Here is a 26,817-nt window from a genome sequence, read left to right on the forward strand (position 1 = left end):
GTTTGTCAGGGGCTCTTGAAGAGTATCTTGGACTGAACGGCGCTATGCAAAGCCACGACAAGGGGGTATAAGCCGCCCTTATTTCTTCGACGGGACATTCGGCCAAAGGCCGGATGCGGAACAGGTGATTGAGATGGCACAGAATTGGACACCGAATAGTTGGCGGCAAAAACCGATCCAGCAGGTGCCGGAATATCCGGACCATGCAGCGCTCGCAGCAGTGGAAGCGCAGCTTGCAACCTTTCCGCCGCTCGTTTTTGCCGGTGAAGCACGTCGTCTGAAGAAGCATCTCGCCAATGTCGCAGAAGGCAACGCCTTCCTGCTGCAGGGTGGCGACTGCGCCGAAAGCTTCGCCGAACACGGCGCCGACAACATCCGCGACTTCTTCCGCGCCTTCCTGCAGATGGCCGTCGTGCTGACTTTTGGCGCGCAGCTTCCTGTCGTCAAGGTCGGTCGCATCGCAGGACAGTTTGCCAAGCCGCGCTCCTCACCGATGGAAACGCAGAATGGCATTTCGCTGCCGAGCTACCGCGGTGACAACATCAACGGTACCGACTTCACGGAAGAGTCGCGTATTCCGAACCCGGATCGCCAGCTGCTGGCCTACCGCCAGTCGGCTGCAACGCTGAACCTTCTGCGCGCCTTCGCGATGGGTGGCTATGCCAATCTCGAAAACGTGCACCAGTGGATGCTCGGCTTCGTCAAGGACAGCCCGCAGGGCGAACGCTACCGCAAGCTGGCCGATCGCATCAGCGAAACGATGGACTTCATGAAGGCCATCGGCATCAGTGCCGAGTCTAATCCGAGCCTGCGCGAGACTGATTTCTTCACCAGCCACGAGGCGCTGCTTCTCGGCTACGAAGAGGCATTCACGCGCGTCGATTCAACCTCGGGTGACTGGTACGCGACCTCGGGCCATATGCTCTGGATCGGCGACCGCACGCGTCAGCTCGACCACGCTCATGTGGAATATTTCCGCGGCATCAAGAACCCGATCGGTTTGAAGTGCGGCCCGTCGCTGGCGCCGGATAATCTGATCGAGCTCATCGACGCCCTCAACCCGACGAATGAGGCCGGTCGTCTGACGCTGATCTGCCGCTTCGGTCACGACAAGGTCGCTGAAAACCTGCCGAAGCTGATCCGTGCCGTCGAACGTGAGGGCCGCAAGGTCGTCTGGTCCTGCGATCCGATGCACGGCAACACGATCACGCTCAACAACTACAAGACCCGTCCGTTCGAGCGGATCCTGTCGGAAGTCGAAAGCTTCTTCCAGATCCACCGCGCGGAAGGCACGCATCCGGGCGGCATCCATATCGAGATGACCGGCAAGGATGTGACCGAATGCACCGGCGGTGCGCGCGCCGTATCTGCCGACGATCTGCAGGATCGCTACCATACCCATTGCGACCCGCGCCTCAATGCCGACCAGGCTCTGGAACTTGCCTTCCTCTTGGCCGAGCGCATGAAGGGCGGCCGCGACGAGAAGCGCATGGTTGCCCAGGGCTGATTGCCGGTTCGGCAACATCACATTGCACATCAGAAAGGGCCGGCGTTTTGCTGGCCCTTTCTGTATCGTCCCACTTCTTCTTTCGGTGACTCCTCAATCCTACTGAACCAGCACTGGCTGCTGGCATCGCACATCCGTGACCCGAACATCGGCCTCGCCGATCCTGACGCCCAGCGTCATCAGAATGTTGTCCAGCAGGGTGTCGAGCGGCGCGGTGATACTGGTCATCACGGCGGACAGGGCCTGCTGTATGGAAGACTGCGTCCCGATGGTAACGATCAGGATCTTGATCTTATAAGCGGTATTGCCCAGCAAGGAGGCGACGGTCGAGGTCAGCGTGTCATGCGTGGAGGCCGTGCGGTAATTCCCATTCGAAATATCCGATGGAGAGAAGGTCAGCGACGTCTTGGTCATGTTGGTGATCGCGACATGGGAGCTGGCTGTGACCTTCACAAGAAGGGAATCGATCAGCGTCGCCGGACTGACTGACGGCTTGGAGCCGAAATTGGAGAATTTCGAGGTATCGACATCGCCGAGATAGACGTCGGCAACGCCCGGGATCGTGTCGATCGTCACATTGGCGTTCTGTGCGCCATTGCCGAGGCAGGCGATCGAGGCGAGGGTGCCCTGACCCGAGGCGACCTCGATATAGAGCGGGATTTTCAGCTTCAGGCCGAGAAGCACTGAAAGCCCATCCACCGTCAACGAGAGTTTCAATCGGGTCTGCACTGTTCGCACGACCGTTCCCGGACTGCCGATTGCAAGCGAAGGCGTCTGCTGGGCCGGCTCGCCGATGGCGAGGGTCAATTGGACCGTAGAAAGACCGGGGACCGTGCCATTCAGGTTGACGGCGACCTGTTTGCTGCCATTGGCGGCAAGGGCGGCGGCCGAGATCAGGTCCATCACATTGGCTTCCAGGTTGAGATGCGAGCCACTGCCGACAACGCGCTGGCTGGCGGGGCCGAGCGCCAGTATGTCGCCGAGATCAAACTTTACCCGGGTGCTGTTGGTTGCCGCCTCGATCGTTTTTATCGCCGTCTTTACCGTTGGCGACAGTCCGGTTTGCTTCCCCACAGCCTTTATGAAATCGCCGTAGGAGATGTCGGTGCTCAGCGTATCCGAATAGCTGCCGGCGGTCAGGTTGAGGTTGGTGGCTAGTGAATCGATGACCGACAGTGCGTTCACGTCGGCGGAGGCCAGCGCCTGATAGTCCATTACGCTGAGAGATAGAGACGTGCCAAGCAGGCTGTTCAGCAGCGCGTTCAGAACGCCGTTGTTGAGGCTGGCAAGGCGCGAGCCGATCGAGAAGGCCGCAATCTTCTGCGTGGCGGCAGTGCCTACAGCCGTAAGTTTTGGCGGCGCGGAAATGCTGGAGGCGAAGAACAGACCGCCGGTCTGCTGGACTGCAACCTTTACGGCATCCGTCGGCTTGGCCCCAGCGACGAAGCGGTCCGCTGGCGCAACCGAGGCGTTTGCCGCGTAGGTGCCTGACGTCAATGTCGCGATACCGTCGAACTTGGCTTCGGTGGTCTGGTCTCCAAGGGGAAACTTGCCCTTGTTCGAGACATATCCAGTCGGTGTTCGGATCGCCATGTCGAGATTGTTTTGCTGAAAATACGTCAGCACATTCGTCTCCGCGTTGGTCGCGTCCGAGGCTGCGATGATCGACGCGAGATCAGCGGTATCCTGCAGTTTTCGCTGCTGAAGTGTCAGCAGGCCGTAATCGACGCCAAGGCTCAGAACATAGAGGATGAGAGGAGCGGAGAGTGCCGAAATGACTGCTATGTTTCCGCCGCGATCCGTGCTGAGGCGGTCAATCAACATCCGATATGGCTTCATATGCCACCCATGCGGATCGTCGCAAACCGCTTGATCGTCTTGTCTGGCGAAGCGAAACTGTAGAGATTCCAGATGGGTAAGTCTTCAGCGTCGTATTCAACCGAGACCGTAAACTGGTTGCTGTTGGTGGGGTCGGCGGCGACCGTGACCTTGAGCTTGTCACGCTTCAAAAAGGTGTCGTTCAGCGTCGAATTCGTAACGAAGGTGTCGACCAGTTGCTCGCGTTCGCTCTCGGTTATTCCGGCGACTGCGGTTCTTGCTGCGTCGGCTGCAATCTGTTGCACGGAGTGCGCGACACTTAGGTAGATGCCATAGGCAATCAGTGTCATCAGCACTAGAATGAAGACGGGAGCCAGTATGGCGAATTCGACCGCCGCAGCCCCATCTCGGCACCATTGGAGATCGCGGAACCTCTTCATGGGGATGCCCTTTCGCAAGCTATCGTTGATGATCCTTTGGATCACTAACGCCTATGATGTATCAGTATGTATTAAAATATAATTAGCTAATAAACCTATTGCGTGTAGATAAGAACCTGCTCCGCTAGAGACCCTATAGGTCGCAAGGCGGCAGGTGCGCCGAATAAGGCATGCCTCCAGCCACCTGTGATTGTTCCGGTTCAAGCCGTTGCTTCCCGGACCTTTTTTCCTCCGGCCTTAAATGCCCGTCAAAATGCCGCTGCCTCTTTCGCTAGCCTTCGATATCTCTCCCAGTGTTTTCCCAACGAGGAGTTGCCCAAGCGGCGCATGTCCCATGCTGGATCAGATTCGCTGAAGGTCTTGTCATGCCTTTGCGTTTGACAGGATTTGCAGCACCGATATGACGGTGGCCGGGCGTGTTTGCGGGGAGGGATAAGCATGGATGAAGAGCATACGGGATCGTGTCTCTGCGGCGCGGTGCGGTTCCGGGCATATGGACAGCTGCGGGAGGTCGTCGCCTGCCATTGTTCCCAGTGCCGCAAGCAGACCGGGCTCTATTATGCCGCCACGAATGTCTCCATCGACAAACTCGCGATCGAGGGAGACGAGTCCATAACGTGGTACCGGGCCAGTTCTTTCGCGCGCCGAGGTTTCTGCAAGACCTGCGGGTCGGCCCTGTTCTGGCAGGCCGAAGGCGCGGACGAGATTTCGCTCATGGCTGGCCTGTTCGACCAGCCCAGCGATCTCAAGATCGCCTATCATATCTACTGCGCCGACAAGGGTGATTTCTATGAGATATCGGACGGGCTGCCGCAGTACCGGCAGGGAAGTCCGGGCCTGCTGACGGCAGGCCCCTCGGACTGAAACCGAAGAAGCTTCGCCGCGTCAGTTTTGGTTGTCGAGCTTCTGCACCAGTTTCGAGATTTCCTGCTTCAGCGACTCGATCTCCGTCAGGACATGCATGTCGATCTTCTGGTGGAGCGACAGAACCTCGAGTTCGGCCTTGAGATTGACTTCGTAATCCTTCGCCGCCTCGAAGCGGTCGCGCTCGGCCTGACGGTTCTGTGACATCATGATGATCGGCGCCTGAATGGCTGCGATCATCGAGAGCACGAGGTTGAGGAAGATGAAGGGATAGGGGTCGAAGGCGCGCGTCGCGAGTACGATGGTGTTTATGACTGTCCAAACTACAAGAAACAACAGGAAGGACAGGATGAACGACCACGAGCCGCCGACCTGCGCGATGCCGTCGGCGAGCCGTTCGCCCATTGACGCCTCCGCGGAAAAGGCAGCGTTGACGTCGGTCGATATGACCTTGCGCTCGTGCGCCTTTTTCAGAACGCGTTTTTCGATGTCGCCCAGTTCATCGGCAGACTTGTCGAAATGCAGGTGGACGAAATTCGAGAGGTTATACATGGGAGACTCCGGGCCTTAATCACTTTGGGCGTCAGTATTCTTTTGTGCCGGCAAATTGCAACGCCGAAAACGAAAGGGCGTGCGGAAGCGAGTTGCGGAGCTTCCCTGCGAACGCTAAATGGATGGCATGACAGAGCAAACCTCCATCACGCACACCATGCGCATCGCGGTTGCGCAGCTCAATCCGACGGTCGGCGATGTCGCCGGCAATCTCGCAAAAGCGCGTGAGGCGCGCACGGACGCGGCTCGCGAAGGGGCGCATATCGTTCTTTTCACCGAGCTGTTCATATCCGGTTATCCGCCGGAAGATCTGGTGTTGAAGCCGGCTTTCATTCGCGCGTGCTGGAGGGCTGTGGAAAGCCTCGCAGCCGATACGGCCGATGGCGGACCGGGCGTAATCATCGGATTCCCGCGGCAGGATGAGAGCGGACGATACAATTCCGTTGCCGTGCTTGATGGCGGAAAGGTCATCGCGGTCCGCGACAAGGTCGATCTGCCGAACTATGGCGAATTCGACGAGAAGCGCGTCTTCGATCAGGGTCTCATGCCGGGGCCCGTGAATTTCCGCGGCGTGCGGCTTGGCATTCCGATCTGCGAAGACATCTGGGGTGATCTCGGCGTCTGCGAGACCCTGGCCGAGAGCGGGGCGGAGATTCTGCTCTCTCCGAACGGCTCTCCCTATTATCGCGGCAAGGTCGATATCCGCCATCAGGTGGTCCTGAAGCAGGTGATCGAGACCGGGTTGCCGATGATTTACGCCGCGCAGCTCGGCGGCCAGGACGAACTGGTTTTCGACGGCGCAAGTTTCGCCTTCAACGTCGACAAGTCGCTGGCTTTCCAGATGAGCCAGTTCGAGGCAGCGCTTCCGGTTACGACGTGGAAGAGAGGCGATGCAGGCTGGCATTGCGCTGAGGGGCCGATGTCGCATATCCCGGAGAAGGAGGAGGCGGATTATCGCGCCTGCCTGCTCGGCTTCAGGGACTATGTCAACAAGAATGGTTTCAAGAGTGTCGTGCTTGGCCTTTCCGGCGGCATCGATTCGGCCATCTGCGCCGCGATCGCGGTTGATGCGATCGGCGAGGAGCGGGTGCGAACCGTCATGCTGCCTTACCGATATACCTCTGAGGATTCGCTGAAGGATGCGGCCGATTGCGCCAAGGCGCTGGGCTGCCGCTACGACATCGTGCCGATCGAGGAGCCGGTGACGGGCTTCACGTCCGCGCTTTCGGAACTCTTCGAGGGCACGGATAGCGGCATTACCGAGGAGAACCTGCAGAGCCGGGCCCGCGGAACGATCCTGATGGCGATCTCGAACAAATTCGGCTCGATGGTCGTCACCACGGGCAACAAGTCCGAAATGTCCGTCGGTTACGCGACGCTCTACGGCGACATGAACGGCGGCTTCAACCCGATCAAGGACCTCTACAAGATGCAGGTCTATGCGCTGTCGCGCTGGCGCAATGCGCATGTGCCGCCGGGCGCGCTCGGGCCTTCGGGCGAAGTCATTCCGCAGAACATCATCGACAAGGCGCCGTCCGCAGAGCTACGTCCGGACCAGAAGGACCAGGATTCCCTGCCGCCCTATCCTGACCTCGACGACATTCTCGAATGCCTTGTCGAGAAGGAAATGGCGGTCGAGGAGATCGTCGCGCGAGGCCACGATGTGGCGACGGTTCATCGCGTCGAGCATCTGCTCTATCTGGCGGAATACAAGCGACGTCAGTCGGCACCGGGCGTGAAGATCACCAAGAAGAATTTCGGCCGGGATCGCCGTTATCCGATCACCAATCGGTTCCGGGATCGAGCATGAGCGAGGAGGGCGTCCGGCAGGCAGGCAGCCGACCGGCGCCGGCTCCGCAGTTTTCCAAGGAGGAGAGGCGCTACATCGCATTGATGGCAGCCCAGCCGAGGGCCCGCTCCGGATGGATGCGCTTCGTCAATAGCGGCGTGTTCTTCGCCCCCTCCATTTTTCTCGGCATATACGGCATTTCGGACGCGAGCCTGAAGATCACCGGGGTCGCTTTCGTGACGCTCGTCATCAGCCTGTTCTGGAGCCTCGCCGGCGTGTTTCGTGAGCAGCGTTACGCGATGCTTGCCAATTCGGTCTTTGCGAAGCTTCAGGATGCCATCAGCAGCCCGACCGGCGAGGATCGTCCGATCAAGGAGGAAGTTTGAGCCATGCGTAGTTCGGTCGAGATCTTCAATATCCGCACACGCGAGACGCGGGTTGTCTGGCAGACATCCGATCTTTTCGAGGCGCCGAACTGGTCGCCCGATGGCCGCTATCTCATGCTCAACAGCGAAGGGTTGATCTATCGCCTGGCGCTGGAGGGTGGGGCGGAGCCGGTGAAGGTCGATACCGGTTTTGCGAGATTGTGCAACAATGATCACGGCATTTCGCCGGATGGATCATTGATTGCCATTTCCGATAAATGCGAGTTGGGCAAGAGCTGCATTTATCTACTTCCGTCGCAAGGTGGTGCACCGCGCTTGATGACGGGAAATCTTCCGTCCTATTGGCATGGCTGGTCGCCCGACGGGCAATCCTTTGCCTATTGCGGCATTCGCGACCAGGTCTTCGATATCTATTCGATGTCCATCGAAGGCGGCGAGGAACGGCGGCTGACATTTGGCGAAGGGCGCAACGACGGGCCGGACTATTCGGCTGACGGCCAGTGGATCTATTTCAATTCCAGCCGCACCGGCCTGATGCAGATCTGGCGTGTCAGGACCGACGGTTCTGCCGTCGAGCGGATAACGGACAGCAATTACGGCGACTGGTTTCCGCATCCGTCACCCAGGGGCGACAAAGTCGTCTTCATCTCCTACGACCCCGATGTGTTTGATCATCCGCGCGACCTGAACGTTCGGGTGCGCATGATGGATGCGGATGGCGGCAATGTCGAAACGCTGTTCGATCTGTTCGGTGGCCAGGGCACGATGAATTCGCCCAATTGGTCACCGGATGGTGATGAATTCGCCTTCGTTCGCTATGAGCCGGCGGCCTGAGGCCGCTGGACAGCGCGGATTTTTGCCGATAGCTTTTGATCGTTCGCAGGGCACATCCGATCCGCGGGAAGGGCAAGGCCCACCTGATGAATGATTTTTAGACTGCCACACCTCTTTTCAGTCTGTGGGCGCGGATACCGGACGTTATGAAAGGAGGTCTCCGTGACCACACGCTCCCTGGCGGCGAACGCCACGCTCGATTCCGTGAAAAAGCAGGCGAAAGCCTTTTTGAAAGCCGTGCAAACAGGCGATACGTCGGCGCTTGCGCGCGTGACGCCGTATTTCGCTGACGCTGCAGCAGTCGGGCTGCAGGATATCCAGCTGGTAACGGCTCGCGAATACGGGTTCTCGAGCTGGACCAAGCTCAAGGACCATCTGGAGCGATCGGGTAGCCGGGATGAGGCGAGGGATCAGCTTGCCAATCGCTTCCTGTCGCTTGCGACCGTGTCCTATTTCTCGCGTATTCCCGCCGATCCCGCCCGTTTCGACGAGGCCGTGGAGCTCCTTGACGCGCATCCCGATATTGCCGACGATAGCATCCATGTTGCCGCAGCGATGGGCGATGCGGCACGCGTCGCCCGCTGGCTGGACCGGCAGCCGCAATTGATCGAGCGAAAGGGCGGTCCCTACGATTGGCAGCCGTTGCTTTATGCTGCCTATGCCCGTCTTCCCGGCCATTCCACTCTCGACGTCGGCCGACTGCTGATCGCGCGTGGAGCCGATCCGAATGCCCTCTTTCTCGACAATGGCCAATATCGCTTCACGGCGTTGACCGGCGTCTTCGGGCAGGGAGAGGCTGGGAAAATCCGGCAGCCGGAACATCCGGGCTATATGACATTCGCGCGGCTGCTGCTTGACGCCGGCGCGAACGTCAATGACAGCCAGGCGCTCTACAACAGGATGTTCGAGCCGGATAATTCCTGCCTCGAACTGCTGCTCGAATATGGATTGAGCGCCAGCGACCGGAACAATTGGTCCGTGCGGGAAGATGGGAAGCTGGTCGAGAATTCGCAGACCGTGTTCGACTATCAACTCGCCTGGGCTCTGGAAAAGCGGATGCCGCAGCGGGTGCGGCTATTGGTCGAGCATGGCGCCGACGTCAACCGGCCGGTCAATGGGCGCACGCCCTATGAGTGGGCGCGGCTCGGCAACGAGAAGGAGTTGGTGGCCTATCTCGTGCAGCATGGAGCGGTCGCGGTTCGTCTGAAGGCGGAGGATTGGGCCTATGTCGCCATCATGAATAGCGAGCATCCAATCGATTATTTGCCGAGAATGATGGCGGCGCAGCAGACCAGCCCCGCCGATGTCCAGCGAAAGCACCCAACCATGCTGCATGAGGCCGCAGGCGAAAATGCCCTTGAGGCGGTTCGTCGGATGCTGGCGCTTGGTTTGGATGTGAACGCGATGACTAGCCGCACGCCGCTGCATGAAGCAGCACTCCACGGTCACATCGAAATGGTAAAACTGCTGATCGAGCATGGTGCCGATCCCACGATCCGCGATCCCTACTATCACGCGCCGCCGATCGGTTGGGCGGACTATAACGGCCATGCCGATATGGTGGAGTTCCTGAAGACGCAGCCGCTCGATATCTTTGCGGCGGCCGCCTTTGGTGAGATCGGGCAGCTGGAAGCATTGCTGGACGCGGATCCATCGTTGCTCGACCGGCGTTTTGAGAGCCTTCGACGATCCGGTGCGCCGAGCCCGGACCGAGATTGGCTGACGCCGCTGGGCTTTGCCATTCTCAATCATCGCGCCGATGCGGCGGCGCTCCTTGTCGGCCGCGGCGCCGATCGCTCCATTCGGGATGCCTCGGGACGTTCCTACGGCGATCTGGCGCGGGAGACGGGCGATGAGGCAATCATGAGGCTGTTCAGGAAGCCTCTTTCCTCTCGTTGAGAGGCGTCGGCGATCCGCTTGCTTTCGGCAGGCGGATCGCGCATAGCTTTGATCGTCAGGTGCCCGTGCCAAGCGGGAGAATCGGGAAGCCGGTCAAAATCCGGCGCGTGCCCAACGCTGTGAGGCGGATGTCTATCGCGTGAAAGAATTTTCGAATGTTCTTTCATATGGATGCCACTGGTTGTTAAACCGGGAAGGTAGCGAGAGGCAATCGAAGCCAAGCCAGAAGACCGGCCTGACGTGATAGGCCAAACCGCGCGGACGGCGGTGAGGTCGGCATTGTTGGGGATTTGACGATGCGACCCGATCCGAAGGATTTTCTTGTCCGTTCACAGGCATTTTCCGCGGCTGAACGAGAAGCTGTCTACCGCGCCATCGAAACACGGCGGGACGTTCGCGACCAGTTTCTGCCCGATCCGCTGCCCGATGAACTGATCGCGCGTCTGCTCGGGGCCGCGCATAGCGCGCCGTCCGTCGGCTTCATGCAGCCCTGGAGTTTCGTGCTTGTCCGCGATCCCTTGGTTCGCGAGGCGGCGTGGCAGGCGTTCCGGCGTGCCAATGACGAAGCAGCACAGATGTTCGAGGGCGAGCGAGCCGCCAGCTATCGTTCCCTGAAGCTTGAAGGTATCCGCAAGGCGCCGCTCAGCATATGCGTCACCTGCGATCCTGACCGGGCTGGGCCGGTCGTGCTTGGACGCACGCATAATCCGCGCATGGATTCCTACTCCACGGTTTGCGCCATCCAGAACCTGTGGCTTGCCGCGCGTGCCGAAGGTGTCGGCATGGGCTGGGTCAGCATCTTCCATGATGCCGATATTAGGCTGCTGCTCGGCATTCCCGATAGAATCGAGATCGTTGCCTGGCTCTGCCTCGGCTATGTTGATGAGCTCTACAGTGAACCGGAACTGGCGGTTAAGGGATGGCGACAGCGGCTGTCGCTTGACGATCTCGTCTTCAGTGACCGCTGGGGTGAGGTTGGCCCTATTGCTCCGGCTGGGGGCCAGGCGCCAGGGGATGTTTGAGGTCGATCTTTCCCTCATCCGTCGACAGGAATTGCGGGCCGACCTGGCGGATCTTCCTGGCCGTCGGATCGTAAGGGCGGTCGGCTGGCGCGGGCTGGGCCGTCGTTGCAGTCTGCGGCTGGGGTGAGGGTGGCTTTGCAGTGGTTATCGTTGTGATCGAGCTATAGGGCGCGACCGGCTGCGGCTGGACGCTCTGTGGCTGAATACTGGCCTTCTCGCGCTGCATTTCTTCGTAATAGGCCGACATGTCGCAGGTGCAGGACGACTTCTCGCCGGGCGCGCGCTTGCGATAGGCAAAGGCGTAAGGCATGGCGCTGTAGGGCGCGCCTGTTGCCGCAGAGACCATTTCCGAGGATTCCTGGTTCGGCAGATAGCGGAAATAAAGTTCCGTCGGAACGCCGGGGCACATGCGCGAGCAGGTTTCCGCGTCATGCTGAAAATTGACCGGCGAGGCATTGGTGGTCAGCGGAAAGAAGCCGCCATCGCAGGTCCGCACGCAGACCGTCTGCAGGCCCGCGCCATAGGGACCGCCGGTGGGATAGTTCATCGGTGCGGCCTGGTAATAGTCATAGCCCGGCTGCGGGCCGCCGCTTCTATCCATCGGCTGGATGAACGTATCGGTCCGCATCGCCTGCTGCTCTGGTGTCGCAGGCACTTCGGGGCGATTGGTTATGATCGTATCGGGATTAGCCGCTGCGGAATCCTCGCATCCGTTTTGCCGGAGTGCCGTTTCAAGCTGATCGCGCAACACATCGTCTGAGCCGCCGGCGCGCTGGCTTTCGTCACGCCGCTCGATGAGAAATTGCAGGTCTTCCTGCAGGCGGCCAAGCGAGGTTTCGAGCTGATCGCAAACGGCGGCGTCCTGCCCGTTGATAATTACCCCACTGCCGGAGTGGCAGCCGCGATCCTGCATCTCCGCCTGAAGCCTGCGGACCGCCGATGTCTGCTCGTCGATGGCGTTTGAATATCTGCGAACCGAATGCGAGGTGCTGACGACCTCGGGGATGTTGGCGAGCCGTCCGTGGAGTTCGTCGCAAACCGACTGGTTCTGCGCGGCGACCGGCGTAGCTGCGATCAGGGGCAATAGAAAAAATAAGGAGAATTTCCGGCTGCGTTCCATGATGCCGCCCCTGACGAGGATATTCCGTCGATCGATGTACAGCATCAATCATACAGGATCCGGCATTAACAAGATGCTGTGGAAATGGTCCATCGCCGCGATTTCCCGTGACCGCGGCGATGAATTTGACGTGACATCAAGCGGCACGAGCCAGCGCGACGGTCGTTTCCTGCTCGAGGACCGGGCCATCGATTTCCGCGACCTGTTTCATGCGATAAAGCAGATCGGTCGTCACGTCCCAGGAAACCGCGACCGCATAGACCGAACCGATCTTCTTCGGCTCGCCGATGCGTTCGCCGGGGCAGCCCATACGGCGGAACATGCGTTCCAGGAAGACGTCGGTAACGGTGACAATGTGCGAGAGGCCCGAGGCAAGTCCGAGCTCGCCGACGCCGCACATCAGTTCGGCGGCCGCGACGGTCACCTGGTTCGAGGCGCGATCCTGCGAGATCTCGGGATCGATGCAGAAGCGGCTGGATTCCCAGATCATCGAGTTGCGGATTTCGGGCGTGTTGCCGAGGAGGATGGGGAATGTGTCGTCCAGCATGTTCGGTCCAAGCGTCGGCAGCAGGCGGAGCGCGCCACGCAGCTTGCCGGTCTCGTCCGAGTAGGAGAGGACGTAGATCGGGTTCGACAGGTCGTAATGATCGATCTCCCATTCGCCGTCGACGAGGACGTCCCATTTCAGGTGGTCATGGAAGACCTTCTTTCGCAGACGGAACATCTCGTCCATCGCGGTGAGATGATGATGGCGGGTGGTGCCGCTGAAGAGCTTAATCATGCCAGTCTCCGTTCTTGGTTCGGTGACCGGAGACTGGCAAAAGTGAGGGCTCGGCTATACTGGCGCTAGTGACAGTGCAGAAAGGAGTAAGGGGCTGCTACTAGGTCTCTCAGGATTGAGGGATCAGCCCGCGCCAGACGGCTTCGGCAATAGCCTGGGTGTTCGAGACGACGTCGAGTTTCTGGCGTGCATTGCTCATGAAAAAGCGGACGGTGCGCTCGGTGATGCCGAGGATGATGGCGATCTCCCAGTAGCTTTTGCCGGCGGCCGCCCAGCGCAGAACCTCGCGTTCGCGCGGCGTGATCCGCCTGAGTTCGTCCTTGCTGATGGATGGCGGTCGCTCCGCCTCGATCATCGAGGCGTGGAAGAGTGCTGCGAGCGTCTGGATGTCGCGACCGTAGCTTCTGAGGAAAAGCGGGATTTCCTCGGAGGCAAGCGGAATGCTGATCACAAGGGCGGCTGCGCGAGCCTCTGGCGCCAACAGGGGATATGAAATTCCCTCTGCCGGTATGCCGAGGGCGCTGACCTGTTTGAAGAGAATATCGGCAGCCGGTATCTGCTGGCGAAGGGTGGCGTGATCGACCGGACGGACGGAGGACAGCACGAATTTCAATGCCGGAAGTAGAACTTCGTTGCCGATGCTTGCAAGAGCTGCGGACTGTTCTCGGGAGAACGTGTGATGCAGGCGATGGACTTGTGCCGAACGCGAGGCAGAAAAAACATCGACATAGATCAGATGAGTAATGCCGTAGGCTATTCGCAAGCGATTAAAGAATTCACGCGGCTGTACTGGCTTGCTTTGTTCCAGCCAGTCAAACAGTTCAAAATAGCCTGCGCGCATATTGGGTCCTGATACTTGTCGAACTCATGTGACAAGTCTGGCCCAGCCACGGCTGATATGTCCAGTAAATTAAATGAGTTAGGGTTACTTTCCTCTCACTCTACAATAACAATTGGTAAGCGGCCGCTTCTAAATGAAACGGCTGCCCCAAATCGGTAATTTCTGCGTCAACCAGGTTGTGACGCTTCGACGACGGCGAGCGCGGCCATGTTCATCACGCCGCGGGACGTGACAGACGGGGAAAGAATATGAGCCGGCATGGCCGTTCCGAGAAGGATCGGTCCGACATGAAGACCGTCGATCATCGTCTTGACGACGCCAAGCGTGATGTTGGCCGCATCAAGATTGGGGAAGACCAACAGGTTCGCTTCGTCGGACAGCGTGCTGTTCGGCATGACGTGACGGCGCAAGCTTTCGGAAATGGCGCTGTCGCCATGCATTTCGCCGTCAACTTCCAGGTCTGGAGCGGCTTCGCGAACGAGCTGAAGGGCGTTGCGCATTTTCGTCGCGCTCTCGGATTCTCGCGAACCGAAGTTGGAATGGGACACAAGCGCGACACGCGGCGTGATGCCGAAACGCTTGATTTCCTCTGCCGCCAATATGGCCGATTGCGCCACTTCCTCCGCTGACGGGTTAAAAGTAACGTAGGTGTCGGTATAGAAAGTGGCGCCGCGATGGGAGATCAACAGGCTAAGAGCCGAGAGGTCGCGAACATCCGGGCGTTTGCCAATTATCTGCCGTACAACGCGCAGATGCCGTTCATATCGGCCCTCGAGACCGCAGATCAGAGCGTCTGCTTCGCCGCGCCGGAGTGCCAGGGCGCCGATGACGGTCGCGTTGGTGCGGACAATCGTGCGGGCGGCTTCAGGGATGACGCCGCTGCGGCCGACGATCGAGAAATAGAGGTCGACATATTCGCGGAAGCGGGGGTCGTCTTCCGGGTTGATGACGGCAAAATCGACATTCGGGCGGATTTTCAGGCCGTAGCGCTTGAGGCGGGTCTCGATGACCTGCGGGCGGCCGATTAGGATCGGGTTCGCCGTGCCTTCCTCAAGCAGGATCTGGGCGGCGCGCAACACGCGTTCGTCTTCGCCTTCGGAGAAGATGACGCGTTTGCGATCGGCAATCTTGGCTGCCGTGAAGATCGGCTTCATGACGAAGCCGGAGCGGAAGACGAAGCGGTTCAACTGGTCGAGATAGGCGTCGAAATCCTCGATCGGTCGGGAAGCAACGCCGCTCTCGGCGGCAGCCCTTGCGACGGCCGGGGCGATACGCAGGATGAGACGCGGATCGAAGGGCGAGGGGATCAGGTAGTTCGGACCGAACACCGGGGATTCGTCCGAATAGGCTCTTGCCGCTACATCGGAAACTTCTTCGCGGGCGAGCGCCGCGATGGCGCGCACCGCCGCCATCTTCATTTCCTCATTGATCGTCCGGGCGCCGCAATCGAGCGCACCACGGAAGATATAGGGGAAGCAGAGGACGTTGTTGACCTGGTTCGGGAAATCGGAACGGCCGGTGCAGATCATCGCGTCGGGCCGGGCGGCACGGGCGAGATCAGGCATGATTTCCGGCGTCGGATTGGCGAGCGCCATGATCAGCGGCTTTTCGGCCATCTGCGCCAGGAGTTCAGGCTTCAGGACGCCAGCGGCAGACAAGCCGAGGAAGACATCGGCGCCGCCAATTGAATCAGCCAGCGTGCGCTTGTCGCTCTTCTGGGCGTAGATAGATTTCCATTCGTCCATCAGCTCGACGCGGCCCTCGTAGACGAGGCCTTCGATGTCATGGACCCAGATGTTCTCGCGCTTGGCGCCGAGGATGACGAGCAGGTTGAGACAGGCGAGTGCGGCAGCACCGGCGCCCGACGCAACGATCTTGATGTCCTCGATGCGCTTGCCGGCAAGTTCGAGACCGTTGAGGATTGCGGCCGCGACGATAATGGCAGTGCCGTGCTGGTCGTCGTGGAAGACCGGGATCTTCATTTTCTCGCGCAGGCGGCGTTCCACCTCGAAGCACTCAGGCGCCTTGATGTCTTCCAGATTGATGCCGCCGAATGTCGGCTCCAGCGCCGAAATCGAGCTGACCATCTCGTCAACGCTCGGAGCGTCGACTTCGATATCGAAGACGTCGATGCCGGCGAACTTCTTGAAGAGGACGGCTTTGCCCTCCATGACCGGCTTGGAGGCGAGAGGACCGATGTTGCCGAGACCGAGGACGGCCGTTCCATTTGAAATCACGGCGACGAGATTGGCGCGGGACGTGTAGTCCGCCGCGGTTTCCGGATTGTCGCGGATCGCAAGGCAGGGTGCTGCGACGCCGGGCGAATAGGCAAGCGCCAGGTCACGCTGGTTGCCGAGCGGCTTCGTTGCCTGGATTTCCAGCTTGCCGGGCCGCGGATAGCGATGAAAGAAAAGCGCCTGTTCGTCGAGATCGCCGCTCGTCATGTTCTTTTGCGCTTTCGGTGCATCGTGCGTGGTCATACGCGTCTCCATTCTGCGGCCAAATCGGTTCTGTGGAGTCTCTGCATACATCAATCGTCCGTGGCGAACAGTAAGCAATTGCGGAGGCGGAAAGCTTTTTTGTCGCGGCGGCTTATCGTCGTAAACGGACTTTGAATCTGCTGCGCCGCACCCTTGTCATACGCGGTTTATGCGCAGGCCCTATGCAGCGGCAGAACAAGAGGAACACCGACATGACCCACATCGCATCTCACCGCGGCGGCTCGCATCTATGGCCGGAGAACAGCAAGTTCGCTTTTGCGGAGACCGCCAAGCTTGAGGTGGAGATGGTGGAATTCGACGTCCATCAAACACGCGACAGCAGACTGGTCGTTCATCACGACGCATCGATCGACCGCATGACTGACGGCAAGGGCGCGATTGCCGACCTGACCTATGACGAGCTGATGCGGCATGTGATCCTCGGCACGCGCGGCGAGCGCATACCGACGCTCGGGGAAACAATCGCGATCTTTGAACCGTCGAAGGTCGACCTGCGGCTGGAGATCAAGACCAAAGCCGACGGTAATGCCTATGAGGGAATGGAAAGCCGCATTGCCGCCGAGCTGATGTTGAGCGGCATGCTGAAGCGATCGATGGTCACGAGTTTCAGCCTGTTCAGGCTGGAAGCTTTCGTCGAGGCGCTCGGCATGCATGGCGGCAAGCGAGAGGACCTTCTCGGTCTCGTCTGGCTCTGCTCGCCGCTCCTCCTGACGCAGCTTGGCAGCAAGGGACTGCTTGCCAGCCTCAATGCTTACGACATCAGAGAGATTGCGCTGAAGGCCGATACGATCAGCGCCGCCGTCCTGGATTTCTGGCGCGGAAACGGCATCACGGTCCATGGTTGGGCAGCGCATACACGCGAGGCCGCCCAGGCGATGTTCCGGCTCGGCGTGGCCAGTTTCACGACCGACCGACCCGACCTTGCTATCGCTGCAAGGCCGGCTTGAACGCCCGTTGCGGCAGGTTGTCCTAGGCTTTGTCATCTTCCTGAAACACGAGTCTGATTTTGGAAGGACGAATGCAAGATGGATAGAAACAGGGCACGGACATTAGGTTTGTGATGAAGACAATGGACACTCGGCGCTTTCGTACGCTGTTCATTTCCGATGTGCATCTTGGCTCCAAGGCGGCCAAAACGGACTTCCTTCTGGACTTTCTGCGGTATCATGAAGCGGATACCATTTTCCTCGTCGGCGATATCGTTGACGGCTGGCGGTTGAAGCGCAGCTGGTATTGGCCGCAGGATTGCAACGACGTGGTACAGAAGCTGTTGCGCAAGGCGCGTAAGGGCACCCGCATCGTCTATATTCCCGGCAACCACGACGAGTTCCTGCGCGACTTCCCGGGCATGCATTTCGGCGGCATCGAAGTTGCCGAGCGGGCCATGCACGAAACGGCCGACGGCAAGAAATATCTCATCCTGCATGGCGACGAGTTCGATGTCGTGGTGCGCAACGCCCGCCTTCTCGCCTATCTCGGCGACTGGGCCTATGACATGGCGATCATGATCAATATCGGGCTTGCGGCAATACGCCGTCGCCTCGGATTCAACTATTGGTCCTTCTCGGCCTGGGCCAAGCTTCAGGTCAAGCATGCCGTCAACTTCATCGGCGAATTCGAGCGCGTCGTGGCTGAAGAAGCCCGCAAGCATAATGCCGATGGCGTGATCTGTGGTCACATCCATCACGCTACGATCCAGGAGATGGACGGCATACAATATATCAACACGGGAGACTGGGTTGAGAGCTGCACGGCGGTTGCCGAACACGAGGACGGCAGCTTCGAGCTCATCACCTGGCGGGAAATCCTGGATGCAAAGCCTGCCGTGACAGCGGTCGAGGACATGACCGAGGCATTGGGCGCTCAGGCAGCCTGAAATCCGGTTGCGCCGCGGCCGACGTTGCAGCCAGAATACAGACCAATAATTTTTTCCGAAACGTTACAGTACGGCTATTTCTCGCCATAGTCGTACCCACGATTGCGTGATAGGGACGAACTCAATTTCCCTTCAGGTCAATCATGATTCCCGCAGCGAAAAATTTGGCGGTCGAGGGTGCGCCACCCTATTTCAAGTTGCGCAGTGCCTTGTCCTATTGTGCGCCGTTGATCGTCAACGGCATCGCTCTTCCATTCTTTCCAGTCTGGCTCGCAAGCCTTCATTTCAACGACAGCGAGATCGGCATCATCCTTGCCGTGCCGATGGTCGTGCGCGTGCTGGCCGTGCCTCTGGTCGCGCTGCTGGCCGACAGGATGCAGGAGCGCTCCTATGTGCTGATCTGGTCGGGTGGGTTGTCATTGTTGACAGCGATGGCGCTCTACCTGACCAAGGATTTCTGGCCGGTCCTCCTCGTCTACGCCATTCAGGGCGCGACTTACGCGCCTTATGTTCCGGTCGTCGAATCCATCACCATTTCAGGCGTCCGCCGCTGGGGCTTCGACTATGGCTCAATGCGGGTCTGGGGATCGATCGCCTTCATCTTTGCAACGCTGATCGGCGGCCAGTTGATCGAAATTTGGGGCGGCGCAATGGTGCTGCCGACCATGGTTGCCGGCTTCGTGCTGACGACGCTGATGGGCTTCGCCAGCCCGAGGATCGGGCCGACGCGGCGGCGCGGTCAACCGATCAACCTGCAGGCGCCGACATCAGGCTCACTGCGTAGCCCGCAGCTGCTGATCACCATGATCGGCGTATCGATCCAGCAATCCAGCCATGCCGTCTACTATACGTTTTCCTCGATCTACTGGCATCAAATCGGCTTTTCGGGCACGGCGGTCGGCGTCCTGTGGAGCGTTGGCGTGATGTCGGAGGTGATGGTGTTCTTCATTTCCAGGCGTCTGAGCCGCCGCTTCACCGCCTGGCAGCTGATCTGCTTCGGCTCGATCATGTCCATCTTCCGCTGGATCCTGTTTCCGATCAATTTCGGCTTCATCGGATATTTCGTGCTGCAATGCCTTCATTCCTGCACCTATGCCTGCGTTCACACGGGCATCCAGCGCCGCATTCTCGCGAGCGTGCAGGAGACGCAGGAGGCCTCCGCGCAAGGCCTCTATTTCTTCTACAACGGCATGTGCCTTGGTATCATGACCTTCATTGCCGGCTACCTCTATGCCTGGTTCGGCCTTGGCAGCTATTACGTCATGTCCGGGGTCGCGGTCTTCGGCCTGGCGATGGTCGTCGTCGCCTATTACCTTCAGCCCCAGAGTTCGCTCGCTGGCGGAAAGACCAGCGAAGCTTCGTAGCGCAGTCCCGGCTCACGGTCGCGGGCGAGCAGCAGCGGCCCGTCGAGATCGACGAAATCGGCGTCTTGGGCGAGCAGCACCGCCGGGGCCACGGCAAGCGACGTTCCCACCATGCAGCCGATCATGGTCTGGAAGCCGAGGCGCTGCGCCTCGCGCTTCATCGCCAGGGCCTCGGTCAGGCCGCCTGTTTTGTCGAGCTTGATGTTGACCGCATCATAGCGGTCGCGCAGGCTTGCGAGGTCGCCGGTATGATGCACGCTCTCGTCGGCACAGACGATCACCGGCCGGTCGATCGAGGCAAGCAGGGCATCATTGCCTGCGGGAAGGGGCTGTTCGACCAACGTGATGCCGGCTTCTGCCGCGATCTGAAGATGGCGGGCGAGCGTTTCTTCCGGCCATCCCTCATTGGCGTCGAGGATGATCGCCGCATCCGGGGCAGCGGCACGGACCGCGCGGATGCGCGACTCATCGTCCGTCGTGCCGACCTTCACTTTCAGCAGCGCCCGATGGGAATATTCACGCGCCTGTGCGGCCATTGTCTCCGGCTCGCCGAGCGAAATCGTGTAGGCTGTTGTCAGCGGTTTTGGGGCACTGACCCCTATTCGGCTTGCCACGGACTTGCCCGAAAGCTTCGTCTCGATATCCCAGAGCGCACAGTCAACTGCATTTCGTGCGGCACCGGGCTTCATTGCGCGCTGCAGATTTTCGCGCGTAAGGCCGGCTTCGATGGCGGGCCTTGCCGCTTCGATTTCGGCAATGACGCTCTCGATGCTCTCTCCGTAGCGGCGGTAGGGAACACATTCGCCCCAGCCCGAGATGCCTTCCTCAAAAATTGTACAGGTGACGACGTCAGCTGTGGTTTTGGTGCCACGGGAGATGGTGAATGTGCCCGCAATCGGGAATGAATTCATTTGGATATCGAGACGGCGTGGCATAGTTTGGCGTTCCTGCTGCATGGAAATTGCGGACGGAGAAAGTATAGTATCGCGCCGAGCGTCGAACGAGTATTTTCCGACTCGCCGTTATAGCCGCAAGCCTTGAAAGATTGCATGAGTTTGAAAGCAGCCGAACAGAAATCCGATTCTCTGACGATCGACGACCGGGCCGATGGCTCGGGTCATCGCTATCGGCTGGAAGGCAATTGGCGCAGCTCGTACATTCATGGCGTGCTTCGCAGGATCGACGATCTCAGCAAGCGTACCAGCGGCGGCTCCGTTGTTATCGATCTTTCCGGACTGACTGGCCTGGATACGGCCGGGGCGTTGCTGATCCATCGGCTGAAAGTCAGTCAGGAAAAGCATGGTGCGACCGTCAGCATCGAAGGTTCGAATCCGCATGTCGACGAGTTGTTGGCGGAATTCGATCCAAGGGCAGGCGAATCGGCGGCGGAGAAGGAACCCAGGGCTCGGCTGGTTGATCGCATTTTTGCGCCGATCGGCGAAGTTGTTTACGAACTCAGCGGCAATTTCATCGCGGCCATGTATATCCTTGGCTCGGCCGTGCGTGGCGCACAGCTGAAGTTCGGGCGCGGCAGTGGCGTCTCGCCGGCTTCGATCGTCAACCAGATCGACCACATGGCGCTGCGCGCCGTCCCGATTATCCTTTTGATGTCCTACCTGATCGGCGCGATCATTGCGCAGCAGGGCGCATTCCAGCTGCGCTATTTTGGTGCCGAAGTCTTCGTCGTCGATCTCGTGGGTATCCTGCAGCTGCGTGAAATCGGCGTGCTTTTGACCGCGATCATGATCGCCGGCCGATCCGGTAGCGCGATCACTGCGGAAATCGGCTCGATGAAAATGCGCGAGGAAGTCGACGCGCTGAAGGTGATGGGTCTCAATCCGATCGGGGTCCTGATCTTTCCGCGCTTGGTTGCGCTGACCGTCGCATTGCCGCTGCTGACGATCCTTGCAAATTTCGCCTCGCTTTTCGGGGCGGCTACCGTCGCCTACACCTATTCGGGAATCACGTTCGCAACCTTCATTTCGCGCCTGCACGAGGCGATCAGTCTTTCTACTGTCATATCGGGGATGATAAAGGCGCCTTTCATGGCGCTTGTGATCGGGATTGTTGCTGCGGTGGAAGGGCTTAAAGTCGGCGGTAGCGCCGAATCGCTCGGCCAGCATGTGACTTCGTCAGTGGTGAAGTCGATTTTCGTGGTGATCCTGATGGATGGGCTGTTTGCCGTCTTCTATGCAGCAATCGATTTCTAAGGGGCGACAATGACAATGCCGCATCCGGAAACGCATGATGAAGAGCACGATAATCACGGTCGGAACGATCGCGAACGAGATATCATTCTATCGGCAAGGGACGTAACCGTAGCCTTCGGCCCGAAGGTCGTCCTCGACAAGCTGAACCTGAATATCTACCGCGGTGAAATCCTTGGATTTGTCGGGGCTTCCGGCACCGGCAAGTCCGTGCTGATGCGCACCGTATTGCGGTTGCTGCCGCGTCAATCCGGCAAGATCGAAATCCTCGGCGAGGATTACGATTCGCTCGACGAGGCGGAGCGCAACAAGCTTGACATGCGGCTTGGCGTGCTCTTCCAGCAGGGCGCGCTGTTTTCGTCGCTGACGGTCAAGGAAAACATCCAGGTGCCGATGCGCGAATATCTCGACCTTCCGGCCGGGCTGATGGATGAACTCGCGCATCTGAAGATCCGCATGGTCGGATTGGCGGCGGATGCTGCGGACAAATATCCGTCGGAACTCTCGGGCGGCATGATCAAACGTGCGGCTCTTGCAAGAGCCCTTGCGCTCGATCCGGACCTAGTTTTTCTCGATGAGCCGACATCCGGTCTCGACCCAATCGGCGCGGCAGAGTTCGATGAACTAATCTCTAGGCTACGTGACACGCTCGGCCTCACCGTTTACATGGTGACTCACGATCTCGACAGCCTGTTTTCGGTTTGCGATCGGATTGCGGTGCTCGGGCAGAAACGCGTATTGGTGGAAGGCACGATCGAGGACATGCTCGCTTGCGAGGAGCCCTGGGTGAAGTCCTATTTCCGAGGCAAGCGTGCACGGTCCATCGTTCCCGGTGGGCACGGCGCGAATAGAAACGACAGCAATGGTGCAACCGCTCAAAGCGGCGGGAAGTGACTGGAGACCATGGAAACCAAGGCCAACTATACGATTGTCGGTATTTTCACGCTGCTGGTCATCGCGGCAGCGTTCGGCTTCGTCTACTGGATGGCCGAATACGGCCGTGGCGGTCCCATGGCTGAGTTGGTCGTGCGAATCCCAGGCTCCGCAAACGGTTTGAGCGTCGGCTCGCCGGTGCGTTTCAATGGCATCCAGGTCGGCAGCGTAAAGAGCTTGTCGATCGACGCCGACGATCCGCGCTATTCGCTCGCCTTTACGGAAGTGCGCGCCGATGCGCCGGTTTATTCGTCTACGAAGGCCGTGCTTGAAATTCAGGGCCTCACGGGTGCCGCCTACATCGAGCTTTCCGGCGGACGCAACGGCGATGAAAACATTCTCAAGCGTTCGATCGACACGGGCAAGCGTGCCGTTCTGCTCGCGGATCAGTCGAGCGTGACGAACCTTCTCGCGACTGCCGACAAGATCCTGAACCGCGCCAACGACGCGATCGGCGAAGTCCAGTCCTTCGTGCAGGATGCGCGAGGTCCGCTGACCGATACGGTTCGAAACGCCGACAAGTTCTCGAAGGCGCTCGCGGACAATTCCGACAATATCGACAAGTTCCTCGCAAGCGTCGGCAAGCTTTCCGAGACCTTCACCAGCGTGTCGACCCGCGTCGACTCCACGCTTGATGCGGTCGAAAAGCTCGTTCGCGCCGTCGATGCCAACAAGATCAACGATGTCGTCAACAATGCCGAGAAGATCACTGCCAATGTCGCCGATGCAACGACCGACCTGAAGGCGACGGTTGCAAGCATCAAGCAGACGGCCGACACCTACAACGAATTCGGCAAGAAGGCCCAGCAGACCCTCGATCGTGTCGATACGCTGGTTGCGCAGATCGATCCGGCGAAGGTCAAGGGTTCGGTGGACGATATCTCGCAGGCGACCAAGGATGCGCGCGTTGCCGTCGCTTCCATACGCGATATTGCCAATACCGTCGCCGGTCGCCAGAAGGACATCGATCAGACGATTCAGAATGTCTCGGAAATGTCGACCAAGCTCAATGCCGCTTCCAACCGCGTGGACGGCATCCTGGCGAAGGTGGACAGCCTGCTCGGCTCCGACAGCACGCAATCGCTGTTTGCGGAAGCCAAGGCGACGCTGGAATCCTTCAAGAAGGTCGCCGACAATCTGAACGCCCAGATCGGACCGATTGCCGACAACCTGAAGAAATTCTCCGGTGGCGGGCTTGATAACGTTCAGTCGCTTGTCAACGATACGCGCCGGACGGTGCAGAATCTCAACGATACGATTAGCAATTTCGACCGCAATCCACAGCGCCTTCTCTTTGGCGGGGATACGGTGAAGCAATTTGACGGCCGGGCGCGGCATTGATGACGGTCAGGTTTCAGAGGGTGGGCGGTAAATGATCGGATATGGTTCGGTTCAGCGATGGTCTGCGGCGAAAAAAGCGGCCATTGCCCTACCGGTTATTGCGCTCCTGATTGCAGGATGCGGCACGGCAGCGAAAAACGACACGTTTGACCTGTCTGTCACCCCTGACGGCAGCGGACCTGCCGCCAAAGGCAAGCAGATCCTTATTCCGCAACCGACGGCGCTGAGTGCTCTCGACAGCAATCAGATCCTGGTGCGCGTGTCGTCCTCCGAAATCCAATACCTGTCGAGATCGCAGTGGGGCGACAAGCTTCCGCGCATGGTGCAGTCGAAGCTTGTCGAGGCTTTCGAGAATTCCCGCAAGCTTGGCGGCGTCGGCGTTCCGGGGCAGGGACTTGCGATCGATTACCAGGTGGTCACCGACATCCGATCCTTCGAGATCGACAATGCCGGGCATACGGCGGCGACGGTCGAGATCTCGGCAAAAATCCTCAACGATCGCACCGGCACCATCAAGGCGCAGAACGTATTCCGCAAGGCCGTGCCAGTCAGCGGGGGGACCAACAGCGATTTCGTCAAGGCTCTGAACGTTGCGTTTGAGGGCGTCGCCACCGACATCGTCGACTGGACGCTGCATTCTATCTGATCAGATTTCCATCAGGTTTTTCAGCGCTTCGAGATCCTTGCGAACATGGGCGGCATCCGCGGCGAATTGCTCGTCCGTCATGCCGGGCAGGCGCAGCAGCGTGAACATGACTTCACATCCGTCGCCGTTCGGCACGACCCTCAAGGCGTTGTAAACCCTGAGGCCTGACTCGATCGTAACGGTATGATCGAGGACGCCGAACTCGTTGGGCGGCACGAAGCTTACGCGCACGGTGCCGAGCACGCCTGTCGCGATCCAGTCTTCTCCGTCAGGCTCCAATCCCGATGCGAGGCCTGAAGCCCAAAGCGGCATATTTTCCGGTTTCGAGGCGAAATCATAGACATCGCGCCAGTCGCGATCGATGGAGATGTGGACGATCTTTGCCGACATTATAGACATGTTTTTCCTCCGCCCTATCTCGTCTCTTTGCTGTTCCTGACGCACCGGCGCATGGTCGGAGCAGGTGCCATCAGCGCATGTTTTCAGACGCTTGCATGAATCTATCGCATTATTGCTCAATCCTGCAAAGCGTACGGTTTTGGCGTTTCGGGCGCTTGCCGTTTGTCCGCACCGGTGCAACAACATGCGTCCAACCATTCACGGGAGGTTTGTCGTGGAAAAGGCAGAAATCGGACTGATCGGTCTCGGCGTCATGGGCTCCAACCTGGCGCTCAATATCGCCGAAAAGGGCAACAAAATAGCGGTCTTCAACCGCACGCCGGACAAAACGGATGAATTTTACGAGAGTGCCGGTGACCTGAAAAAGCAGGTTATTCCCTGCAAGACGATCGAGGAGTTCGTCGAGGCGATCCGCCCGCCGCGGCCTATCATCATCATGATCAAGGCCGGTGATGCGGTTGATCAGCAGATGGAGCTTCTACGGCCGCATCTGTCCAAGGGCGACATCATGATCGACGCCGGCAATGCGAATTTCCGCGACACGCAGGCCCGCTTCGACCGTCTCAAGGATACCGATCTGACGTTCATCGGTATGGGCGTATCCGGCGGCGAAGAGGGTGCGCGCCATGGTCCCTCGATCATGGTCGGCGGCACCGAAGACTCCTGGAAGCGCGTCGAGAAGGTGCTGACCTCGATCGCTGCCAAATACGACAACGCCCCTTGCGTTGCGTGGCTCGGCAACGACGGCGCCGGCCACTTCGTAAAGACCATTCACAACGGCATCGAATATGCCGACATGCAGATGATTGCCGAAATCTACGGCATCCTGCGTGATGGCCTGAAGCTCGACGCTGCCGAGATCAGCGAGATCTTCGGCAAGTGGAACAAGGGTCGCCTCAATTCCTATCTGATCGAGATTACCGAGAAGGTTCTGTCGGCCAAGGATCCGAGCACCGGCAGCGCCATGCCCGACGTCATTCTCGACAAAGCTGGCCAGAAGGGCACCGGCAAGTGGTCCGTCATCGAGGCGCAGAACCTTGGCGTTGCCGCCACTGCGATCGAAGCTGCCGTTGCGGCACGCATCCTGTCTTCGCAGAAGGACGAACGCGTTGCCGCGGAAAAGCTTTTCGGCCTGCCGGCCCTTGCTGCCGGAAACGTCGACAAGAAGACGCTGATCGACGATCTGGAAAATGCGCTGCTCGCTGCAAAGATCGGCGCCTATGCGCAGGGCTTTGCCGTCATGTCGGCAGCCTCGAAGGAGTTCAACTGGTCGCTGCCAATGCCGACAATCGCCAAGATCTGGCGTGCCGGCTGCATCATCCGTTCGCAGTTCCTCGACGAGATCACCTCCGCATTCACCAAGGATCCCGATGTTGCCAACCTCATCGTGACACCGGCCTTCTCTAAGCTCGTCAACGAAACGGACGGCGCTCTGCGTCGCGTGGTTTCCTATGCAGCTCTGTCGGGCCTTCCGGTTCCGGCACTGGCTTCGGCACTCGGCTATTTCGACAGCTACCGCCGCAGCCGCGGCACGGCTAACCTGATCCAGGCACAACGTGACTTCTTTGGCGCGCACGGTTTCGACCGCGTCGACGGCAAGGATATTCATCATGGCCCGTGGGGCAGTGGCGCAAGCGCTGCTCACTGAGGTTGGACGTTTGAATAGAGAGGCCCGCTGAGCGATCGGCGGGCCTTTT

General features: G+C 59.3%; 24 protein-coding genes and 1 riboswitch. Of the genes, 15 read left to right on the forward strand and 9 right to left on the reverse strand.

What is annotated here, in order from left to right; translation table 11 throughout:
• Positions 1-133 precede the first annotated feature (133 nt).
• The gene (locus tag EV561_RS20390; protein WP_132524131.1) at positions 134-1,507 is read left to right on the forward strand and encodes a 3-deoxy-7-phosphoheptulonate synthase class II; all 1,374 of its coding nucleotides are present in this window, start codon (positions 134-136) and stop codon (positions 1,505-1,507) included.
• A gap of 99 nt (positions 1,508-1,606) precedes the next feature.
• Here EV561_RS20390 and EV561_RS20395 read toward each other — a convergent pair whose 3' ends face one another.
• Together EV561_RS20395 and EV561_RS20400 are read right to left on the reverse strand one after the other, a co-directional pair.
• Complete coding sequence (locus EV561_RS20395) at positions 1,607-3,331, reverse strand: pilus assembly protein TadG-related protein (protein WP_245512777.1); 1,725 nt, start codon at positions 3,329-3,331, stop codon at positions 1,607-1,609.
• An 11-nt stretch (positions 3,332-3,342) separates the two neighbouring features.
• Entirely contained in the window at positions 3,343-3,765 is a 423-nt protein-coding gene (locus tag EV561_RS20400) for a TadE/TadG family type IV pilus assembly protein (protein WP_132524133.1), read from the reverse strand.
• A 438-nt stretch (positions 3,766-4,203) separates the two neighbouring features.
• Here EV561_RS20400 and EV561_RS20405 point away from each other — a divergent pair, with 438 nt between their 5' ends.
• The gene (locus EV561_RS20405) at positions 4,204-4,629 is read left to right on the forward strand and encodes a GFA family protein (protein ID WP_132524134.1); all 426 of its coding nucleotides are present in this window, start codon (positions 4,204-4,206) and stop codon (positions 4,627-4,629) included.
• 21 nt (positions 4,630-4,650) lie between these two features.
• On the opposite strand, the gene EV561_RS20410 is transcribed toward EV561_RS20405, so the two are convergent.
• A complete protein-coding gene (locus tag EV561_RS20410) occupies positions 4,651-5,181 on the reverse strand; it encodes a DUF1003 domain-containing protein (protein WP_132524135.1) in 531 nt (176 codons plus the stop codon).
• Positions 5,182-5,308: 127 nt separating this feature from the next.
• On the opposite strand from EV561_RS20410, the gene EV561_RS20415 reads away from it, so the two are divergent.
• The 5 genes from EV561_RS20415 (at position 5,309) to bluB (ending at position 11,111) form a co-directional block, all read left to right on the forward strand.
• Positions 5,309-6,991 carry an NAD+ synthase gene (locus tag EV561_RS20415; protein WP_132524136.1) on the forward strand — a complete coding sequence of 561 codons (1,683 nt, stop codon included), beginning with the start codon at positions 5,309-5,311 and terminating at the stop codon, positions 6,989-6,991.
• The gene (locus EV561_RS20420) at positions 6,988-7,356 is read left to right on the forward strand and encodes a hypothetical protein (protein WP_132524137.1); all 369 of its coding nucleotides are present in this window, start codon (positions 6,988-6,990) and stop codon (positions 7,354-7,356) included. The genes EV561_RS20415 and EV561_RS20420 overlap by 4 nt, the downstream gene beginning before the upstream one ends.
• Before the next feature lie 3 nt (positions 7,357-7,359).
• On the forward strand, positions 7,360-8,190 hold the full coding sequence (locus tag EV561_RS20425; RefSeq protein ID WP_132524138.1) for a TolB family protein: 831 nt from the start codon (positions 7,360-7,362) through the stop codon (positions 8,188-8,190).
• Positions 8,191-8,352: 162 nt separating this feature from the next.
• Complete coding sequence (locus tag EV561_RS20430) at positions 8,353-10,089, forward strand: ankyrin repeat domain-containing protein (protein ID WP_132524139.1); 1,737 nt, start codon at positions 8,353-8,355, stop codon at positions 10,087-10,089.
• A gap of 40 nt (positions 10,090-10,129) precedes the next feature.
• Positions 10,130-10,343, forward strand: a riboswitch (cobalamin riboswitch).
• Positions 10,344-10,385: 42 nt separating this feature from the next.
• Positions 10,386-11,111, forward strand: a complete 726-nt coding sequence (bluB, locus tag EV561_RS20435) for a 5,6-dimethylbenzimidazole synthase (RefSeq protein ID WP_132524140.1) — start codon at positions 10,386-10,388, stop codon at positions 11,109-11,111.
• Here the strand turns inward: bluB and EV561_RS20440 are convergent.
• The 4 genes from EV561_RS20440 to EV561_RS20455 form a co-directional block, all read right to left on the reverse strand.
• On the reverse strand, positions 11,071-12,276 hold the full coding sequence (locus tag EV561_RS20440) for a DUF2865 domain-containing protein (protein ID WP_132524141.1): 1,206 nt from the start codon (positions 12,274-12,276) through the stop codon (positions 11,071-11,073). The genes bluB and EV561_RS20440 overlap by 41 nt on opposite strands.
• A 91-nt stretch (positions 12,277-12,367) precedes the next feature.
• Positions 12,368-13,012: an acyl-homoserine-lactone synthase gene (locus EV561_RS20445; protein WP_132524142.1), complete on the reverse strand. Its 645-nt coding sequence runs from the start codon at positions 13,010-13,012 to the stop codon at positions 12,368-12,370.
• Between the two features lie 109 nt (positions 13,013-13,121).
• Positions 13,122-13,853 carry a LuxR family transcriptional regulator gene (locus EV561_RS38420; RefSeq protein ID WP_132524143.1) on the reverse strand — a complete coding sequence of 244 codons (732 nt, stop codon included), beginning with the start codon at positions 13,851-13,853 and terminating at the stop codon, positions 13,122-13,124.
• Positions 13,854-14,020: 167 nt separating this feature from the next.
• Complete coding sequence (locus EV561_RS20455) at positions 14,021-16,333, reverse strand: NADP-dependent malic enzyme (protein ID WP_132524144.1); 2,313 nt, start codon at positions 16,331-16,333, stop codon at positions 14,021-14,023.
• Positions 16,334-16,545: 212 nt separating this feature from the next.
• Between EV561_RS20455 and EV561_RS20460 the strand changes: the two genes are divergently transcribed.
• From EV561_RS20460 to EV561_RS20470, 3 genes are all read left to right on the forward strand, one after another.
• Positions 16,546-17,301 carry a glycerophosphodiester phosphodiesterase family protein gene (locus tag EV561_RS20460; RefSeq protein WP_165927867.1) on the forward strand — a complete coding sequence of 252 codons (756 nt, stop codon included), beginning with the start codon at positions 16,546-16,548 and terminating at the stop codon, positions 17,299-17,301.
• Between the two features lie 122 nt (positions 17,302-17,423).
• Positions 17,424-18,230 carry a UDP-2,3-diacylglucosamine diphosphatase gene (locus tag EV561_RS20465; RefSeq protein WP_132524146.1) on the forward strand — a complete coding sequence of 269 codons (807 nt, stop codon included), beginning with the start codon at positions 17,424-17,426 and terminating at the stop codon, positions 18,228-18,230.
• Between the two features lie 143 nt (positions 18,231-18,373).
• Positions 18,374-19,594, forward strand: a complete 1,221-nt coding sequence (locus EV561_RS20470; RefSeq protein WP_132524147.1) for an MFS transporter — start codon at positions 18,374-18,376, stop codon at positions 19,592-19,594.
• Here EV561_RS20470 and dgcA read toward each other — a convergent pair.
• Entirely contained in the window at positions 19,546-20,529 is a 984-nt protein-coding gene (dgcA, locus tag EV561_RS20475; protein WP_132524148.1) for an N-acetyl-D-Glu racemase DgcA, read from the reverse strand. The two genes, EV561_RS20470 and dgcA, sit on opposite strands and share 49 nt — an antisense overlap.
• 114 nt (positions 20,530-20,643) lie before the next feature.
• On the opposite strand from dgcA, the gene EV561_RS20480 reads away from it, so the two are divergent.
• From EV561_RS20480 to EV561_RS20495, 4 genes are read left to right on the forward strand one after another with little or no spacing between them, the layout of a single operon-like run.
• On the forward strand, positions 20,644-21,804 hold the full coding sequence (locus EV561_RS20480; protein WP_132524149.1) for an ABC transporter permease: 1,161 nt from the start codon (positions 20,644-20,646) through the stop codon (positions 21,802-21,804).
• A 15-nt stretch (positions 21,805-21,819) separates the two neighbouring features.
• On the forward strand, positions 21,820-22,695 hold the full coding sequence (locus tag EV561_RS20485; RefSeq protein WP_132524201.1) for an ABC transporter ATP-binding protein: 876 nt from the start codon (positions 21,820-21,822) through the stop codon (positions 22,693-22,695).
• 9 nt (positions 22,696-22,704) lie between these two features.
• Complete coding sequence (locus EV561_RS20490) at positions 22,705-24,075, forward strand: MlaD family protein (protein ID WP_132524150.1); 1,371 nt, start codon at positions 22,705-22,707, stop codon at positions 24,073-24,075.
• 31 nt (positions 24,076-24,106) lie between these two features.
• A complete protein-coding gene (locus EV561_RS20495; protein ID WP_132524151.1) occupies positions 24,107-24,721 on the forward strand; it encodes an ABC-type transport auxiliary lipoprotein family protein in 615 nt (204 codons plus the stop codon).
• Here EV561_RS20495 and EV561_RS20500 read toward each other — a convergent pair whose 3' ends face one another.
• A complete protein-coding gene (locus EV561_RS20500; protein WP_132524152.1) occupies positions 24,722-25,120 on the reverse strand; it encodes an SRPBCC family protein in 399 nt (132 codons plus the stop codon).
• A gap of 214 nt (positions 25,121-25,334) precedes the next feature.
• On the opposite strand from EV561_RS20500, the gene gndA reads away from it, so the two are divergent.
• The gene (gndA, locus tag EV561_RS20505) at positions 25,335-26,768 is read left to right on the forward strand and encodes an NADP-dependent phosphogluconate dehydrogenase (protein ID WP_132524153.1); all 1,434 of its coding nucleotides are present in this window, start codon (positions 25,335-25,337) and stop codon (positions 26,766-26,768) included.
• Positions 26,769-26,817 lie beyond the last annotated feature (49 nt).

Source organism: Rhizobium sp. BK376 (genome assembly GCF_004341625.1).
GTDB lineage: Bacteria > Pseudomonadota > Alphaproteobacteria > Rhizobiales > Rhizobiaceae > Rhizobium.

Bases quoted from the DNA above. Each gene is read 5' to 3' on its own strand.
- EV561_RS20480 (WP_132524149.1), top strand. From the start codon at position 20,644: ATGAGTTTGAAAGCAGCCGAACAGAAATCCGATTCTCTGACGATCGAC.
- EV561_RS20425 (WP_132524138.1), top strand. From the start codon at position 7,360: ATGCGTAGTTCGGTCGAGATCTTCAATATCCGCACACGCGAGACGCGG.
- EV561_RS20470 (WP_132524147.1), top strand. From the start codon at position 18,374: ATGATTCCCGCAGCGAAAAATTTGGCGGTCGAGGGTGCGCCACCCTAT.
- EV561_RS38420 (WP_132524143.1), bottom strand. From the start codon at position 13,853: ATGCGCGCAGGCTATTTTGAACTGTTTGACTGGCTGGAACAAAGCAAG.
- EV561_RS20390 (WP_132524131.1), top strand. From the start codon at position 134: ATGGCACAGAATTGGACACCGAATAGTTGGCGGCAAAAACCGATCCAG.
- bluB (WP_132524140.1), top strand. From the start codon at position 10,386: ATGCGACCCGATCCGAAGGATTTTCTTGTCCGTTCACAGGCATTTTCC.
- EV561_RS20460 (WP_165927867.1), top strand. From the start codon at position 16,546: ATGACCCACATCGCATCTCACCGCGGCGGCTCGCATCTATGGCCGGAG.
- EV561_RS20500 (WP_132524152.1), bottom strand. From the start codon at position 25,120: ATGTCTATAATGTCGGCAAAGATCGTCCACATCTCCATCGATCGCGAC.
- EV561_RS20410 (WP_132524135.1), bottom strand. From the start codon at position 5,181: ATGTATAACCTCTCGAATTTCGTCCACCTGCATTTCGACAAGTCTGCC.
- EV561_RS20465 (WP_132524146.1), top strand. From the start codon at position 17,424: ATGGACACTCGGCGCTTTCGTACGCTGTTCATTTCCGATGTGCATCTT.
- dgcA (WP_132524148.1), bottom strand. From the start codon at position 20,529: ATGCCACGCCGTCTCGATATCCAAATGAATTCATTCCCGATTGCGGGC.
- EV561_RS20395 (WP_245512777.1), bottom strand. From the start codon at position 3,331: ATGTTGATTGACCGCCTCAGCACGGATCGCGGCGGAAACATAGCAGTC.
- EV561_RS20445 (WP_132524142.1), bottom strand. From the start codon at position 13,012: ATGATTAAGCTCTTCAGCGGCACCACCCGCCATCATCATCTCACCGCG.
- EV561_RS20490 (WP_132524150.1), top strand. From the start codon at position 22,705: ATGGAAACCAAGGCCAACTATACGATTGTCGGTATTTTCACGCTGCTG.
- EV561_RS20405 (WP_132524134.1), top strand. From the start codon at position 4,204: ATGGATGAAGAGCATACGGGATCGTGTCTCTGCGGCGCGGTGCGGTTC.
- EV561_RS20440 (WP_132524141.1), bottom strand. From the start codon at position 12,276: ATGCTGTACATCGATCGACGGAATATCCTCGTCAGGGGCGGCATCATG.
- EV561_RS20420 (WP_132524137.1), top strand. From the start codon at position 6,988: ATGAGCGAGGAGGGCGTCCGGCAGGCAGGCAGCCGACCGGCGCCGGCT.
- EV561_RS20400 (WP_132524133.1), bottom strand. From the start codon at position 3,765: ATGAAGAGGTTCCGCGATCTCCAATGGTGCCGAGATGGGGCTGCGGCG.
- EV561_RS20455 (WP_132524144.1), bottom strand. From the start codon at position 16,333: ATGACCACGCACGATGCACCGAAAGCGCAAAAGAACATGACGAGCGGC.
- EV561_RS20495 (WP_132524151.1), top strand. From the start codon at position 24,107: ATGATCGGATATGGTTCGGTTCAGCGATGGTCTGCGGCGAAAAAAGCG.
- EV561_RS20415 (WP_132524136.1), top strand. From the start codon at position 5,309: ATGACAGAGCAAACCTCCATCACGCACACCATGCGCATCGCGGTTGCG.
- EV561_RS20485 (WP_132524201.1), top strand. From the start codon at position 21,820: ATGCCGCATCCGGAAACGCATGATGAAGAGCACGATAATCACGGTCGG.